This window comes from Streptacidiphilus sp. PAMC 29251 (assembly GCF_054208735.2).
Genome location: NZ_CM135725.2, coordinates 8094817 through 8110030, shown reverse-complemented (window position 1 = coordinate 8110030; position 15214 = coordinate 8094817). Strand labels below are relative to the sequence as shown.

Genomic DNA, 15214 nt, shown 5'->3' with positions numbered 1-15214 from the left:
CCATGCACGTAGTGCCCGACGGTGGACGTTCTGCTGCTTGAAAGGGAGCGCTGTCACGAGCGGATGCCGGGCACGCCCGGCATCGCTGGCACAGCGCGCCGGCACGACGGGTTGTAGGTCTGCTTCCAGCGGGCCTGAGCTGATGTCACACAGGGTGGCGGTGGCAATCGGCAATTCCCGGCATGGATCGCCGACTGCAGAACACCCAGAGGCTCCGGGAACGCCGAACAGGATGGCACCGCCCGGCGCTTTTGATGGCGACATGCCCACCGGTCACCGCAGGTATAGGAGGAGACTGACCCTGGCCTGCCGTAGCCAATGGATGCCGGGGACCAGCTGGGGACCACACACCTCGACCACCCATGCGCGAAGTACTCGAAGATGCCCATTCTCCACGCTCAGTACGTGACTGAAAGTGCATCATAACGGCAAATATAGTACACCTACCGGGCTGGGGGTCAGGGGGTCGCAGGTTCAAATCCTGTCGTCCCGACAGAAAAAAGAAGGCCGCTGGCAGGAGGAAACTCCAGGTCAGCGGCCTTCTTGCTGAGGGTGCGTCAGATTCGCCCGAAAGTAGTTCGCATACTGCTTGGGACCACTTTGGGACCACGGGTCATGTCCGTGACCGTTTTGCGGCTTATGGGACCTCAAAAGAGGCCCGATTCCGATTACTCTGCGTAATGAGCGTAGGTAGGGGGCGACCAATTTCAGCCAACATTTCGATGACATCCAGCCACTTCCGGAACGCCCCGCTCCGGAAACAGGCAATCCGAGCGCGTCGTGCAGGCAGTGAACTGGCCCCGGACGCGACTCTGCCCGCCACCGCGGGAGCAGGTCCCGAGGGGCGGGCAGAGCGATCGGTGATCGAGCGTCAGCCCACGGAGCGCAGGTGCCTCGCTGAATCTGGGCTGGTGGGCGGGACAGGGTCAGGCATCTCGCGGCCGGCCGCGAGGTAGGCGCTCAGGGCTGTGCCCGCCAGGTGCACGGAGCGCTTGCTCGGGTGCAGATACCGCTGCGTGGTGGTGAGTTGGCCGTGCCCGGCGATCTCCCTGAGGACATGCGGCGGGACGCCGGCGTCCGCCATCTAGGTGAGGGTCTGTACGGTGAAGGGCTCTGGCCCATATTCGGTGGTGGCGCTGAGTGATGGCTATGGGAGGAGGATGCGGTGGCGGAGGAGGGGATGCCGGCTCGGCCGTGCATCTGCCTCATGATTCTCTTGGTGCGTGTGTTGACGCCTTCGGTGCGGCCGTTGTGGTGCGGCAGGGTGAGACCGGCGTTGACGGCGGCGCGGTCGAGTTCGAGGCCGTTCGCGAAGGTGTGCAGGTGGGGCAGGCCGCAGCCGCGGACGGTCGTGATCCATTCGGTGAGTTTGGTGTCGTTGCCGGCGGTGGGAGTGAGGAGTTCGGCGAACTCGTGGACGAGGCGGGCGAGGTCTGTCATCTCCGCGCAGGCGGTGGTGAGGTCGCGGAGGAGTTCGGCATCCTTGTCGCACAGGTTGTCGGGGCAGGTCAGGAGAAGTCGGCCCAGGTGGCGCGGAGTGATGACTGACCGCTCTCCTTCGGCGCGGCCCTGGGTGAGGTAGCGGTAGAGGAGGTTGAGACTGCCGGTATAGCCCCGCTCCTTGATCTCGCGGAAGAGCTGCAGCACGGACACGGCGGGGTCCGCGGACCGGCGGGTGCGCAGGTGGTCGCGGTAGGGGTCGACCAGCGTGGGCCGGTACTGCGGGGCGCGGCGCATAGCCTGGGGTTCCTGGTTGCGTGCGTAGCGTTTGACGGTGTTGAGCGCCAGGTTCAGGCGGCGGGCGCATTCGAGCAGGCCCACGCCTTTGCCGAGCAGGACGTGGACCTGGTTCCAGCGTTCGCGGACAGGCGCTGACGCCATCATCCTTGCAGCGGACAGTCGATCTCTGAGGAATGACACCCATGATGCGTGAGGCCTGTAGCCTCAGTGAACAGAGCGCGCAGACAGCGGAATTGGGGGAGCTGTGGCACATGAGCCGTGGGTTGGACTGAACGAAACCATCAGTGCGGTGCGCAGAGAGCTCCAAGAGGCCATGTCCGCCGGAGCCAGTGAGCCCCTGAAATTCCGGACTGGTCCAGTGGAGCTTGAGTTCACTGTTTCAGTGAAGAAAGAGGGCGAGGCGCGCACGCGCATCCTCGTGCTGCCCTGGAGCGCCGACGCTAGGGGGGCAATCGCCGACGAGCGCATGCACCGGATCAAGCTCACGCTGCAGCCTGAGGAATCACCGGGCCATGACGCGCGTATCTCGGGTGACTGGGCGGCCGGCCAGCGTTGAGCGGAATTCCCACGAGTCGGGTGCTTCTGAGCGGGAGTATGTGTGGTGGTGGAGCTTTCGCGAGTGGTCGAGGTGGTCTCTCCAGACGCGGCCAGACGCGGCTCGGGCTTTCTTGTCGCTAACCGGCTCATCCTGACGGCCTATCACGTTGCGGCTCCAGAGGGCTTCAGCCCGAATCCACCGGCTGATCATTTCGGGGTTGCTCTCCTGCCCGTGGACGGTCGGCCGCTGGGGGCAACAGGTTGAGGGTGTGCGGTAGCCGCCGTGCGCGGGTCGCGGCCTGTCCGAGGGGTTGTGCGGGGTCGGGAGCGGTTGGTGGCGCTGTCGCCGGTGGCCGTCGGGCCGTCGCGGTGCGGGATCTTGTGGCGGTCAGGCCGCCGGGCGCGGCGGTGGGGAGTGGACGGCCTCGAACAGGGCGGTGAAGGCGTCGCGCCAGGGCCAGTGCTCGGGCAGATGCACCGTCAATTTGGTGCGCGCGGTGCGCGCGAGCCGGGCCGGGACGTGGACCAGGTGGGCGCGCAGGGTCGCTGTGGTGGCCTTGGCGTGGAAGACCGAGGTCAGCGCACCGGCGGCCCGCAGCAGGTTGTGCGACATCGCCCACAGGGTCAGCCACGCGGCGTTGGCCTGGAAGTTCCCGGACGGCAGGTGGGCCAGAGGCCCGGACTTCCCGTCCGCGATCACCTGCTCCACCACGGCGTGCTGCCGGTGGTGCAGTTCCGCCTGCAGCACCGCGAAGGAGCTGTCGGTGAAGACGGGGTGGTAACGCCAGGCGGTGAACAACTCGCCCTGACCCTGGGCCACTTCGGCGTTCAATCGGCGGACCCGGCGCACGATCAGCCGGGCGGTGACGTGCTCGGACTTCCTTCGGCCGGTGAAGGCGGTGTAGGGGATCTCGGCGACCTCGGCGTCGGAGACCATCTCGCCGGTGTCGGGGTCGACGAAGGCGTCCGGGTAGCGGATCGCCGTCCAGGACTCCTGCGGGATGCGGGAGATCGCGCCCGCGATGGAGGGGTTCATGCCGGTGGTCAGGGAGAATCGGGCGCCGGCCCGGCGGCAGGCGGCGACCACGTCGGCGGTGTAGAACTTGCTGTCCGCGCGGACCAGGCGGATCCCGGTGCCGCCGGTCTCCTTCGCTATGGCCAGGGCCTCGCTCACGAAGCTCTCGGCTCCGCGGACGTCGGCGGCCTTGCCGCGGCGCAGGCGGACCGCGCCGATCACGGGCCGGGCGATCGGGGTGGACAGGGTGGCCAGGATCGGGTGCAGGGTGCGCTGGCCCTTGAGGCGGCCGACCTGCGCGCCCTGCTTGGCGTGGCCGTACACGCGGCGGTGGGTGGGGTCGATGTCGATGAACATCAGTGTGTCGGCGCCGGGCAGCAGTGGGGTGCTGCGGGCCAGTCGGGCCAGGAAGTCGCGGTGAACGCGGTGGAGCTGGCGGTTGTGGCCGTGGGTGAAGGAGCGCAGGAAGGTGCCCAGGGTGGAGGGCGCGCGGACCGAGGTGAAGGCGCGGTCCATCGCGCCGTGCCGCAGCCGCGCCGCGTCGTCGATGCTGTCCGCGCCCGCGCACATCGCGCTGATCAGCGACATCACTTTGGCGGCCGGGTTGGCTCCGCCGCTGTTGTCGGCGCCCTCGATGCGGAGCGCGGACGCGGCCAGTTGCCGCAGGCCGGCCCGCTCGGCCAGCCGGACCAGCGACAGCAGCCCGGCATCGGCGATCAGGTTCGGCTCGTCGAAGACGGCGGAAACCGCTGTGGCGGCATGGCAGGATTGCATCTCGCGGATGTTCTCTCGTTCTGGCGACTTGGTTCTGTAGGAAGTCCCATCGTCCCAGGTCAGAGGGCATCCGCGTCGTTATGTCCAGGCCTCGGACAGGTCATTCATCGGTGGATTCGGGTTCAGAGGACGGCCACTTGAAGTGACTCGACTGCAGGGGCCTGGTCAAGATCCAGTTCACTACCATGCGGAGCTCCTATGGCCAGCCGGGCCGCCGGAGGTCGGAATCGCTGCAGATCACAGTGATGCAGCACTGGTGCGCATCACTGACCCGAATTGGGTGGAAACGGATCTAGAACCCGTTGTCTTCGGTGCCATGCCCCGTCAGGTCGATCTCCCCTGCTGGGCTGTCGGATACCCCAAGGGCATGTTCTGGAACAATATCCAGGACACCCTGCTGACTCGGGCGAGGCTGGGGCAGGGCACCGCTGTCAAGCGCGGCATGGTCGAGATCATTGTCGATGCCAAGCACATCCCCGTAGCCCACGACGGCCTAGACTTCTGGGATGGCGCTTCGGGCAGCGCCGTCTGGTGCGGTGGAACTCTTATCGGCGTACTCGCCCTCAACCGCGGCAGGGAGCGAAGGGATTCCGCAGGAGCGCCGTGGCTTGCTGCCGCAAGGATCGATCACCTTCTCACCATCCGGCGATTCCGCGAGGCGTTGGTTGCCCATGGCGTAGCACCGGTGGTCCACGAGATCACCCACCCTCACGCCCAACCTGAACTTGTCGACGACACGCTTCCGGCACTGGCCCCCCAAGTAGCATCAGACCATGCGGCCGACCCGGGGTGGCCTTCGTGGCTGCGGCCGGCAAACGTGCTTCTTCTTTTCGGCGCGTTGGTTTTAACCGCACAGCTCTGGACACAGACCGCACGATCGGATGGGCTGACTGCCATGGGTGCGCTAGCTATGCTCGGTGCCGGCCTACGACTGCTCCAGCGCAAACCAGAGGAAGCGGGCGACAAGGGTAGACTAGTTGATCTACCCCAGACCGGGGTCGAGGACGCGTTACGGACGGGTTTCCGGATCGCTGTGGCACGGCGGCGGCGGAACTTGCTGCCTCACGGCGAGCACGGGAGGTCGAGCCGTCCTGCCATCGATGTGACGTTCCAACTGCACCCAACCGCCAGACTGCAGCCGCTGCACGCATCAACGCATGGCAGCTTCGCAACGGTCGCCGAATACTTCCTAGATCTTGACCCGCGGCGGCTTGTGATCACCGGTGAAGCTGGATCGGGTAAGACACTGCTGGCGCTGGAGCTGGCGAACTCCTTGCTACAGGAGGACTCAGGGCCCCTGGCTTATGTCATCAGTCTGGCTGACTGGAACCCCGACGAAGCGGCATTCCTGGACTGGGCGGCCACCGCAACCGCGGATGCGCTCGAAGGCGTCGACGTCCTTGCCGTACGCGAGCTGATTCGTGCCGGCCGTTTGGTGCCAGTGCTGGATGGCCTGGACGAAATGGACCCAGTGGCGTCCGACGACCTTCGCGCGTCTCGCGCTCTCGAAGCAATGGAAGAGTATTCAGGCGCATTCGTGCTGACCTGTCGACGCGAAGCTTTTGCCCGCCTGGAGACTGTCTCAGGAGAGGGGTTCTTGCCCACGAGCGCTGTTGTTCTCGTCGATCCAGTGGATTCGCGCGCCGCCCAGGAGTACCTGCGCAAACGCCATGTCGATGCCTCGGTCCTCGTTGGGCTAGAAACCGAATCGGACGCAGACCTGAACAGCCCATGGCTGCTCAGCCTGGCTGGCGACATCCTGGGCGGTGGGCACAGCGAATCACTCCAAAGCCCTGCACTTGGATCTGGGCCTTTCGCTGGCGCGAACACAGCCCAGGAACTGCGAAAGCGGCTAATTTCGCAGTTGGTCCCCGCGAGGGTCGCACAGCAAAGACCAGGTCGCGGTCGTCATGCATACAGCGAGGAAGCCGCGCTCTACTGGCTTTCCGTGCTTGCCCGGTTCATGGTTACTGAGGGAATCCCTACGTTTCCTGGGCATCCACCGTCTCGGCAGGACATCGTGCCGCACCGACTGTGGCCTATCACAGGCCCGCACGCTCCGAGGCTGGCAGCCGCGCTGCTCACCGTCCTGCTATGGGCCCCGCTACTAGCCTGCCTAGCCATCGACTGCGCGCGGCGTGGGATGTTTCCTAGTCCAGGGATTCTACTGCTGAGCTTGATCGCGCTGCTGCCGATCTCGTCCGCATGGGCCGTACAGCGGCGCTGGGTTCAGCCCAGGGACATCAACCCGGCACGGCTCCGCAGTCGGCTTGGCCTGTCGCGGATCGGGCTCGGAGGGATCGTGGGCGGGGCTTCTGGGCTGGTAATCGCGCGGTTTACAGACCCGACTTTCGGCCTTGCCTTCGGTGGCGGCTTCGCCTTCGTCTTCGGGTTGGGCTTCGCCGTTGCGGTCCGCAAGGACGTGTATACGAAGGTAGTGGCTGTGGTTGGCGTGGGCACCGCTCTGGTGACGGGCGTACTTGCCGACAGGGTGCTCGGCCGGTTCGGCGCGGACGGCGGCATAGCTGCAGGCTGGGGGGCAGGGGCACTGGGCCTACTGCTCGGGATTCCTCGCGGGATCGCGTTCCGCCAGCACCGCACAGGCGGAATGCCCGACCCCGAATATGACGGCGTACCAACCCCATCCACTGCAGTGCACCGCGACTTTCTAGTCGGGGCTACGGAACGTGTCAAGTCAAATGAGACGTTCGTACGGTTATGCGCTCTGTTGTGCTGATTCGGGTTCTCTGCGTTTGGCGGGGTCGTTGATCCACGCCTGATCGGGGATCTTGGGCGGGCGGGGGCGGCGGGCGAAGCGTTCGGGGTGGCGGGCGTATGCCTCGTTGAGCGTGACGGCGCGCTGGTCCTGGACTTGGCCGGCGGTGCCGAAGTGCACGGACGCAGGCGTGTGCAGCCCGATGCCCGAATGGCGATGCTCATGGTTGTAATAGGCAATGAATGAGTCGAACCACTCGCGTGCGTGGTTCAGGGAGTCGAACCGCGCCGGGTAGTCGGCCATGTACTTCGTGGTTTTGAACTGGCTTTCGCTGTACGGGTTGTCATTCGAGACCTTGGGGCGCGAGTGCGAGCGCGTCACGCCCAGATCGATGAGCAACTGCGAGACTTTCTTGCTGGTCATCGAGGTGCCGCGGTCCGCGTGCAGGTGCTCGGGGGCGATGCCGTTGCGTTCGACGGTCTCGCTGATCAACTCCTCGGCGCGCTCGGCCGATTCGGCCATCTCCACGGTGTAGCCGACGACGTAGCGGCTGAAGATGTCGATGATGACGTAGGCGTGGTACCAGATGCCCTTGTCTGGTCCGGCCAGTTTGGTGATGTCCCAACTGAAGACCTGCGAGGGGGCGGTGGCCACGAGTTCGGGGATGGACTTGGCGGCGTGGGTGGCCTGGCGGCGGCGCTCGCCGGTCTGGCCCTGGGCCTCCAGGATCCGGTACATCGTGCGCACTGAGCAGTAGTAGCGGCCCTCGTCCAGTTCGCGCGCCCAGATCTGGGCAGGTGCCAGTTCGGCATAGGCCGGGCTGTTCATCAGTGCCAGGATCCGCGCGCGCTCCGCCGGAGCCAGAGCTGAGGGCGGCGAGGGGCGCGGAGCGCGCTCGCGCGGCGGGGGCGGGTTGAGCCGACGGTAGTGCGTGGCCCGTGAGCGACCGGTCAGCCGGCAGGCCGCAGTGGTGTTCAACTCCCGCTCCAGCGACTGGAAGAGCTCGTCGGCGACCTGCTCGGCCTCGGCTTTCAGCCCGCACTCTTGGAGAGCAGTTCCAAGAGTGCGGAAGCTTTTCCCAGCAGCTCCAGGGCGGCGTCCTTCTGCGCCAGCTCCCGTTCCACGACGGCCAGCCTCTTGCGCAGCCGCTCGGCCTCGGCTGCTTCGGCGGGCCTCTTGGGGCGTGCGGGCGAGGTCCGCCGGTCGGCGAGCGTGGCCATCGCTCCGGCGTCTCGCGCGGCCCGCCACTCGATGATGTGCGAGTGGTACAACCGCTCGCGGCGCAGGACCGCGCCCTTCTCCCCGCTGGGGGCGGCATCGTACTCAGCGACGATCCGCAGCTTGTATTCCGCCGTGAACGTGCGCCGCTTCGGCCGCGGGGCCGGGTCGGGCTCGGGGGCTGTGCGTGAGGTGGTGGTATTGGAAGCCATGCCGGGAATCTCCTGTCTCGCCCATCCAGACTAACCCGGACGAACCGGACGTCTCAGTCGAGACTGTCAGAGAGGGCTATTACCGGGATTCCGGGCTTCGGCCTGGCCCTGTACATCGGTCTCGCGGAGCCTTGGTTCTCATTGCCACCATACTTGGCCGTAGCCACCGCAACCGCCGCTTGGCTCGGCAGTGGGCCCGGCTTCGTCTCGGAGGTGAGTCGTTCCTACGCAGGAATGCTGCTCATAGCCCGGGGGCGGCAGCTGCCTTGGCGTCTCAATGCCTTTCTGCACTGGGCAGCGAGTGTCGGTCTACTCCGCGTGACTGCGCGGGCCTACCAGTTCCGACATGATGAGTTGCGCGACTGGTTGGCTGAACGACCAAGCAGTTGATCATCGTGGGATGCTCCGGGCCGCTTTGTAGGAGACGTCGCTCCCCGGGCTGGGCGCTGTGGGCCGACTGCAGGAAGCCAACGACCTGAAGCTCCGCCTGGACCGCCTGCACCGCCACAAGATCTGGCGGACAAGGTCGTGGTCGTCAGCGACGCGACCGGCTACAACGGCAGCTCCACTAGGGCGGTACTGGATCTTGCGGAGCAGCTCGGCAAGCCGGTCCGGTTCCTGCCCATCACCCTAGGGCGCCCCAGTCAGTGTGGCGAAGGGCTGACCCGTGGCCTACGCCGCCGTTACCGTGGACCCAGCAGGTTTCCAAGGAGGCCACCGTGTCCGCGCAGCCCATCGACACCCCGCCGCGCCGCCGGCACCCTGCTCCTGGAACAAGGCGTCGACCTCGTCGTGATCAAGCAGTTGCTCGGCCATGCCCACGTTGCCGTTACCGCCGAGATTTACGCCCACGTCCGCCTCCGCCTCCAGCACTAGGCCATCGAAGCCCTCGGCAACGCCCTGGCCATCCCCGACGTCGCCACTCCCGCCGAGCCCGGCGACGAAGAGGACCCGCCCACTTCTGGGATCTTCGTCCGCTGACGTTGCCGTCGCCGTTGCCGTCAAGACACACCAGAGGCCCCACCAGAATCACATCTGGTGGGGCCTCTATCCTTTATCCTGCCAAGCCCTGGCACAATTTCCATCAGTGAATCAAAAAGCGTTTCAGCAAACCGACTCACCCAAATACCAGCATACTACATGACTGACTGCCGATCTGCCGATCCCTAGCCAAATGCGAGATAGCCGACACAGGGACTGGAGTCCCGATTTCATGTAAATCTACAATCGATCGAAGCGCTCGATTTCACCTTCCGCACAGATCAGTCGGTCCAGAGATTCGGAAAACTTATCGCCGACCTTCCAGAATTCATCCTGCTGAGAGCAGACCGTCACTCCTGCAGCAGAAACATAGATGCCACTCACGTACATCAGTGCCACTGGAAAGAAGTCATCTCCAAAGAGATGATTGAGCTCCAGAATCACATCCATTTCAGCCGCAGCATTCGGATTGAAATCCAGAGAGTCTACAGAATAATTTTCCCCCTCCAAGACGAAAGGTTCAATCTTCAAGCCGTAGAGCTGCTCAAGAATACGTCTGGCGCACGTATGCATCGGCACACCCCAGCGCGCAAAATCCTCGGATTGCAAGCTCATATCGACATAGCGATTGGGCGACCATCCAGCGGCTACCAGAGCTGATCGTGTCGGCTCCAATGCGGCATTTGCATCAAAAAGAAATGCTCTATCCATCTGCGGACGTCCAATCTACGCCGAGGTGATCAAGGGTCGCCTTGCAACGACCACATGGATCAATAACGCTGCCGTGAAGCCCAGCATCCTTCGAGTCAGGACCTCTGACAAATAGAGAGGTTGAGGTTGCCCCAGTTGGGTCCACGCCATCCCCTATCATCTGCGCCAAGCAGCCAATCTCACCGCAGCCGAGGTGTATTTTCCGATCAAGGACGAAGATCTCCATATCGTTCGGAACATCAAGCAAAGTACGAGGCTGACTCTTCGCCATGACCACGTAGAGACCACTTGGCGTTTGCTGAGTGATCTGGGTAACCACACTGGTCCGACGCACTCCCGGCGGAGGGGTCCGCTCCTGGTTCGCATAGTCTTTCAGTGCCGTCAGATCGCACGATGCACTTGACGTGTTATGCACGAGAACCGGAGTGGTCCCCGCCATCACATAGTACGTGTGGAGTTGGGCGACGGTAAGGTTCCAGCGGTCTGCTGCTCCGGGCGTGGCCTTGGTAGCCAGGACCATGGGATGGTTTTTCTTGGTACTGGCGAGCTTGTCGCCGGACTTGAGGTGGTCGGCCCGGGTCCAAGCATGAGTGGTGTCATCCCAGAAGGGGTGGTTGGCGGTGGTGTCAATCGTGCTGGTGCGGCCGTTTCCGTCGTTGACGGTGACGTTCAGGAGGTCGGCGTCGTGGTTGATCCAGATGTGCTGAACCGTGCGGCCTCCGACATCCTTGCCGGTGGTGGGGTCAGCGGACTCGACCTTGTCGCCGACATGGATGGTGCTGATTGGCTTGGTGGTGCCATCGCTCATCAGTACCAGTGTTATCGGAGCGAAGCTGCACTTGGCACCCGTACTTGTGTCACTCGCCCTGTGGCAGCATCAGAGGGCTGCGTCTTGGCCGCAGCCGCACGCTCGGCTTGGAGTTCCGCATCGGCATGTCCGCGTTTTGCTGCGAGGTCATCGGCCGCGCTCATGGCGTCGCTTTTTGCGCTTGCAGCATCAGCTGCTGCTAGGCGCCTTTCGGCGTGGGCCGCCTGGTTCTCCTCGCGCGTTAGAGCAGCTTGGGCGTCCTCCTGGGCGTCAGCGGGAAGGTCGTCGATCTTTGTCCCGTCTGGGAGGGTGGCATCTCCGTAGATAGCCCCACCATCAGGTGCATGGATGACGTCAGGGCCGTCGAGTGGAGGCCGACCGATTTCGAAGACAGTCTTTTATGCTGCTAGTGCTGCGCTTAGTGTGGACCCACTCTCGTATTCATAGGGAGATAGGTAGCCGAGCTCACGTTGAATCCTGTGTCGATTGTAGTAAGACTCGGTGTATTCAAATATTGCACTCCCGACCTGCTTTATTGTTGTCCACACGTGCAGGTGGATCAATTCCTTTTTCAGGGTTGCGTTGAACGACTCTGCTGCGGCGTTGTCGAAGCAGATCCCCGTCTTTCCTACCGAAGGCAGGATTCCGCTGTCAAGACATTGGTCGCGAAATTTACTACCGGTGTACTGACTGCCACGGTCTGTATGCATGACGACTTCACCCTGTGCCGGCTGGCGATTTCGGATCGCCATGTCTAGCGCCTGGATCACCATGTCTTCGCGCATGTGGTCAGCGACCGACCAGCCGATGAGCTTCCGCGAATACCCGTCGATGACTGTCGCCATATAGGCCCAGCCTTCTGCGGTGTGAATGTAAGTGATGTCACCGTACCATATCTGGTCTTTCTTTTCCGGGACGAAATTCCGCTCGACGAGGTCCACCAGGCCGCGCCTGTTCGCCGGATCCTGGACGGTGGTGGCCTTGTAGGGCCGTGGATGGATGCACGCCAGCCCAGCGGCCCTGGCCAGGCGTCGGACGCGCTTGGGTGACACGCGCTCGCCCTGGCGGGCCAGCTGCGCGTGTATCCGGTCGATCCCGTAGCGACCCCTGTTGACTTTGTCGATAGCGATGATGAGTCGGGTAAGTTCGACATCGCGTCGTGCGTGTGCGGACTCCTCACGGCGGATCCACGAGTAGAATCCGGTACGCGATACGTCCAGCATCTTGCACATGAAGTTGATGGGATATATGAAGCGGCGTGGCTTGCCGGGTCATCAAAGTTGATGGGTCGTCAGCTTTCCGCGTGCCCTTCGGGTGGTTGCGCAGTGTGATCGCAGGCGTTGGCTCCGGCGGTTTCGGAAGCCGTAGGCCTTGCGGGCTTCGAGCTTGATCACGCGGTTGTTGCCTTCGGATGCGGCGTTCGTTATGCCGGTTTTGATGTAGTTCTCGATGCCGTGCCACCACTGGTCGACGGTTTCGGCGAGGGTGACCAGTTCGACCAGGTAGGGGCGGTCGGCACAGAAGGCCTGGAAGCGGTAGCGGGCGGCGGAGACCGCGGAGCGGTCGGGAAGGACGTGGGCGTGCTTGGCGGTGAGCCGCAGCAGGTCGCGCAGGAGCTCCTTGGCACGCCAGCCGTCGAGGATCTGCTTGCCGTAGGTACCCATATCGGTCAACTCGTCGGCAAGCGTGGCCAGTTCTGTGGTGGTGAGGTCTTCCTTGTTGCGGCGCAGGAGCTTGCGGACGCTCCAGACGGGGTCGCCCTTGCGGGCGCGGCGGCCGTGGTGCCTCCAGGTGAGGCGGCGGCGCAGGTCGGCCAGGTGGCGCTGGGCGAGCTGGACGACGTGGAAGCAGTCCACGACGATTCGGGCGTGGGGCAGGGCGGTGCGCACGGCGGCGCGGAAGGTGGCGCACAGGTCGATGGCCACGTACCTGACCCGCTGTTTCCAGGTCTCGGGCTGGAGGGTGAGCCAGGCGGCGACGGAGGCGGCGTTGCGGCCCTCGACCTGCCCGAGCAGGCCCTGGCCGCCGACCGCGTCGACGAAGCCGATATGCCAGGCGTCGGCGACCAGTTCCCATGTGCCCGTTTCGGGGTTCTCCCGCCAGACCGGCTTGCCCCTGCGGGTCTCGTCGATGCCGACGGCCTCGGTCACGGGCGGCTGATCAGGCAGGACGAGCTCGGCGTACTGTTCGAAGGCAGCTTGGGCAGTGGGCCAGGAGATGCCCAGGTCACGGCCGGCCTGTACGACCGTGCGGCCGTCGTCGGCCACCACGCGTCCGGCCTCGCGCCGCAGCGCGCGGGTCAGCCGGGCCCCGCTGGCACCTCGCGGACCTGCTCGGTGAACGAGCCGCGCGGGCACAGCGGTTCCGCGCAGAACCAACGGGACTTGTGCCAGTGCAGATCCACACGTCGTCCACCGTAAGGAAGTTGGCGGGGGCGGGTGAGACGTGGGCCCTTCCTCGTCGTGGAGAGCACTCCGCACTCCGGGCATGCCCGCGCACCCTCGTCCACCGTCGCCACGTGCACGACGAGAGCCGGCCCGACCTCCTCCACCTTGATCACCCCCAGCCCCTCCAGGCCCAGCAGCAGTGTCGCGTCCGTATCGGCACAGGTATCGTTGATGTTCGAGCCCGCAGGTGTTCGTGATCGGTTTCTCTAGACAAGAACCATGATCACCAATCCCTGCGGGCTCCTTGCATCCGGGGCACACCACACCCGGCATCGTCACCCAACGTGACAGTCAATTGGCTCAAGCCGCTGACGGCCCATCAAGTTTGAAGACCCGGCTTGCCGACCTGCTCGTCGTGGACTTGCAGGATGAAGGCGAACTTTATTGGTTCTGGCTCGCAAACCACGCCGCTGCTTTTTTTAGGAAGTCCCGCTCCATGCGGAGCTTCCGTACTTCGTCTTCGAGTTCCTTCATATGGACGCGCTCGTCGATGGTCAGCGGCTTGTCTTTGATGCTTCCGCTCCTCTTCGCGGCATTTACCCAGTTTCCTAGGGTTCCCTCGTTCAGACCGAGGTCCCGGGCAATCTCAGCCACGGGCCGGCCGGAGCTCACCACTAGCTCTACGGCCTCTGCCTTGTACTCCTGGGTGTACTTCTTCCGCTTTGAAACCATCGTGCACTTCCCACTTGACACTTGAGTGAACTACTTCCAGTGTCCACGAAAGCGGGTCATCAAAGTTGATGGGTCGTCAGCTTTCCGCGTGCCCTTCGGGTGGTTGCGCAGTGTGATCGCAGGCGTTGGCTCCGGCGGTTTCGGAAGCCGTAGGCCTTGCGGGCTTCGAGCTTGATCACGCGGTTGTTGCCTTCGGATGCGGCGTTCGTTATGCCGGTTTTGATGTAGTTCTCGATGCCGTGCCACCACTGGTCGACGGTTTCGGCGAGGGTGACCAGTTCGACCAGGTAGGGGCGGTCGGCACAGAAGGCCTGGAAGCGGTAGCGGGCGGCGGAGACCGCGGAGCGGTCGGGAAGGACGTGGGCGTGCTTGGCGGTGAGCCGCAGCAGGTCGCGCAGGAGCTCCTTGGCACGCCAGCCGTCGAGGATCTGCTTGCCGTAGGTACCCATATCGGTCAACTCGTCGGCAAGCGTGGCCAGTTCTGTGGTGGTGAGGTCTTCCTTGTTGCGGCGCAGGAGCTTGCGGACGCTCCAGACGGGGTCGCCCTTGCGGGCGCGGCGGCCGTGGTGCCTCCAGGTGAGGCGGCGGCGCAGGTCGGCCAGGTGGCGCTGGGCGAGCTGGACGACGTGGAAGCAGTCCACGACGATTCGGGCGTGGGGCAGGGCGGTGCGCACGGCGGCGCGGAAGGTGGCGCACAGGTCGATGGCCACGTACCTGACCCGCTGTTTCCAGGTCTCGGGCTGGAGGGTGAGCCAGGCGGCGACGGAGGCGGCGTTGCGGCCCTCGACCTGCCCGAGCAGGCCCTGGCCGCCGACCGCGTCGACGAAGCCGATATGCCAGGCGTCGGCGACCAGTTCCCATGTGCCCGTTTCGGGGTTCTCCCGCCAGACCGGCTTGCCCCTGCGGGTCTCGTCGATGCCGACGGCCTCGGTCACGGGCGGCTGATCAGGCAGGACGAGCTCGGCGTACTGTTCGAAGGCAGCTTGGGCAGTGGGCCAGGAGATGCCCAGGTCACGGCCGGCCTGTACGACCGTGCGGCCGTCGTCGGCCACCACGCGTCCGGCCTCGCGCCGCAGCGCGCGGGTCAGCCGGGCCCCCGCTGGCACCTCGCGGACCTGCTCGGTGAACGAGCCGCGCGGGCACAGCGGTTCCGCGCAGAACCAACGGGACTTGTGCCAGTGCAGATCCACACGTCGTCCACCGTAAGGAAGTTGGCGGGGGCGGGTGAGACGTGGGCCCTTCCTCGTCGTGGAGAGCACTCCGCACTCCGGGCATGCCCGCGCACCCTCGTCCACCGTCGCCACGTGCACGACGAGAGCCGGCCCGACCTCCTCCACCTTGATCACCCCCAGCCCCTCCAGGCCCAGCAGCAGTGTCGCGTCC

The 15214-nt window shown here is 64.7% G+C and carries 13 protein-coding genes and 2 pseudogenes; 3 read left to right on the top strand and 12 right to left on the bottom strand.

Annotated features, from left to right (window positions below; translation table 11 throughout):
* Positions 1-871: 871 nt before the first annotated feature.
* Positions 872-1084 carry a hypothetical protein gene (locus tag ACXKR8_RS38405; protein ID WP_458269151.1) on the bottom strand — a complete coding sequence of 71 codons (213 nt, stop codon included), beginning with the start codon at positions 1082-1084 and terminating at the stop codon, positions 872-874.
* 63 nt (positions 1085-1147) lie between these two features.
* Positions 1148-1866, bottom strand: a pseudogene (locus tag ACXKR8_RS38400) (transposase); the annotation flags it as partial.
* A 118-nt stretch (positions 1867-1984) separates the two neighbouring features.
* On the opposite strand from ACXKR8_RS38400, the gene ACXKR8_RS38395 reads away from it, so the two are divergent.
* Positions 1985-2296 (top strand): trypco2 family protein, encoded by a 312-nt coding sequence (locus ACXKR8_RS38395; protein WP_458269150.1) that lies wholly within the window; start codon positions 1985-1987, stop codon positions 2294-2296.
* A 369-nt stretch (positions 2297-2665) separates the two neighbouring features.
* On the opposite strand, the gene ACXKR8_RS38390 is transcribed toward ACXKR8_RS38395, so the two are convergent.
* Complete coding sequence (locus ACXKR8_RS38390; RefSeq protein ID WP_458266600.1) at positions 2666-4066, bottom strand: IS1380 family transposase; 1401 nt, start codon at positions 4064-4066, stop codon at positions 2666-2668.
* A gap of 367 nt (positions 4067-4433) precedes the next feature.
* Here ACXKR8_RS38390 and ACXKR8_RS38385 point away from each other — a divergent pair, with 367 nt between their 5' ends.
* The gene (locus ACXKR8_RS38385) at positions 4434-6803 is read left to right on the top strand and encodes an NACHT domain-containing protein (protein ID WP_462100010.1); all 2370 of its coding nucleotides are present in this window, start codon (positions 4434-4436) and stop codon (positions 6801-6803) included.
* Here ACXKR8_RS38385 and ACXKR8_RS38380 read toward each other — a convergent pair.
* Together ACXKR8_RS38380 and ACXKR8_RS38375 are read right to left on the bottom strand one after the other, a co-directional pair.
* Positions 6783-7817: an IS3 family transposase gene (locus ACXKR8_RS38380; protein WP_458274906.1), complete on the bottom strand. Its 1035-nt coding sequence runs from the start codon at positions 7815-7817 to the stop codon at positions 6783-6785. The two genes, ACXKR8_RS38385 and ACXKR8_RS38380, sit on opposite strands and share 21 nt — an antisense overlap.
* On the bottom strand, positions 7814-8212 hold the full coding sequence (locus ACXKR8_RS38375; protein ID WP_458266979.1) for a transposase: 399 nt from the start codon (positions 8210-8212) through the stop codon (positions 7814-7816). Before ACXKR8_RS38375 ends, ACXKR8_RS38380 begins: the two co-directional genes overlap by 4 nt.
* A gap of 744 nt (positions 8213-8956) precedes the next feature.
* On the opposite strand from ACXKR8_RS38375, the pseudogene ACXKR8_RS38370 reads away from it, so the two are divergent.
* Positions 8957-9193: pseudogene (locus tag ACXKR8_RS38370) on the top strand (tyrosine-type recombinase/integrase); the annotation flags it as partial.
* A 240-nt stretch (positions 9194-9433) separates the two neighbouring features.
* Here the strand turns inward: ACXKR8_RS38370 and ACXKR8_RS38365 are convergent.
* The 7 genes from ACXKR8_RS38365 to ACXKR8_RS38335 all read right to left on the bottom strand — a co-directional run bounded on the left by ACXKR8_RS38365 (position 9434) and on the right by ACXKR8_RS38335 (position 15126).
* On the bottom strand, positions 9434-9904 hold the full coding sequence (locus tag ACXKR8_RS38365; protein WP_458269148.1) for an SUKH-3 domain-containing protein: 471 nt from the start codon (positions 9902-9904) through the stop codon (positions 9434-9436).
* Entirely contained in the window at positions 9897-10712 is an 816-nt protein-coding gene (locus ACXKR8_RS38360) for a polymorphic toxin-type HINT domain-containing protein (protein ID WP_462100009.1), read from the bottom strand. Before ACXKR8_RS38360 ends, ACXKR8_RS38365 begins: the two co-directional genes overlap by 8 nt.
* A gap of 398 nt (positions 10713-11110) precedes the next feature.
* The gene (locus tag ACXKR8_RS38355; RefSeq protein WP_458275200.1) at positions 11111-11953 is read right to left on the bottom strand and encodes an IS3 family transposase; all 843 of its coding nucleotides are present in this window, start codon (positions 11951-11953) and stop codon (positions 11111-11113) included.
* Positions 11954-11986: 33 nt separating this feature from the next.
* Complete coding sequence (locus ACXKR8_RS38350) at positions 11987-13069, bottom strand: ISL3 family transposase (protein ID WP_462100008.1); 1083 nt, start codon at positions 13067-13069, stop codon at positions 11987-11989.
* Positions 13012-13221 carry a transposase family protein gene (locus ACXKR8_RS38345; protein WP_462100717.1) on the bottom strand — a complete coding sequence of 70 codons (210 nt, stop codon included), beginning with the start codon at positions 13219-13221 and terminating at the stop codon, positions 13012-13014. Before ACXKR8_RS38345 ends, ACXKR8_RS38350 begins: the two co-directional genes overlap by 58 nt.
* Before the next feature lie 319 nt (positions 13222-13540).
* Positions 13541-13831 (bottom strand): transposase, encoded by a 291-nt coding sequence (locus ACXKR8_RS38340; RefSeq protein ID WP_458266877.1) that lies wholly within the window; start codon positions 13829-13831, stop codon positions 13541-13543.
* Positions 13832-13890: 59 nt separating this feature from the next.
* A complete protein-coding gene (locus ACXKR8_RS38335) occupies positions 13891-15126 on the bottom strand; it encodes an ISL3 family transposase (RefSeq protein WP_458274984.1) in 1236 nt (411 codons plus the stop codon).
* Positions 15127-15214: the final 88 nt, after the last annotated feature.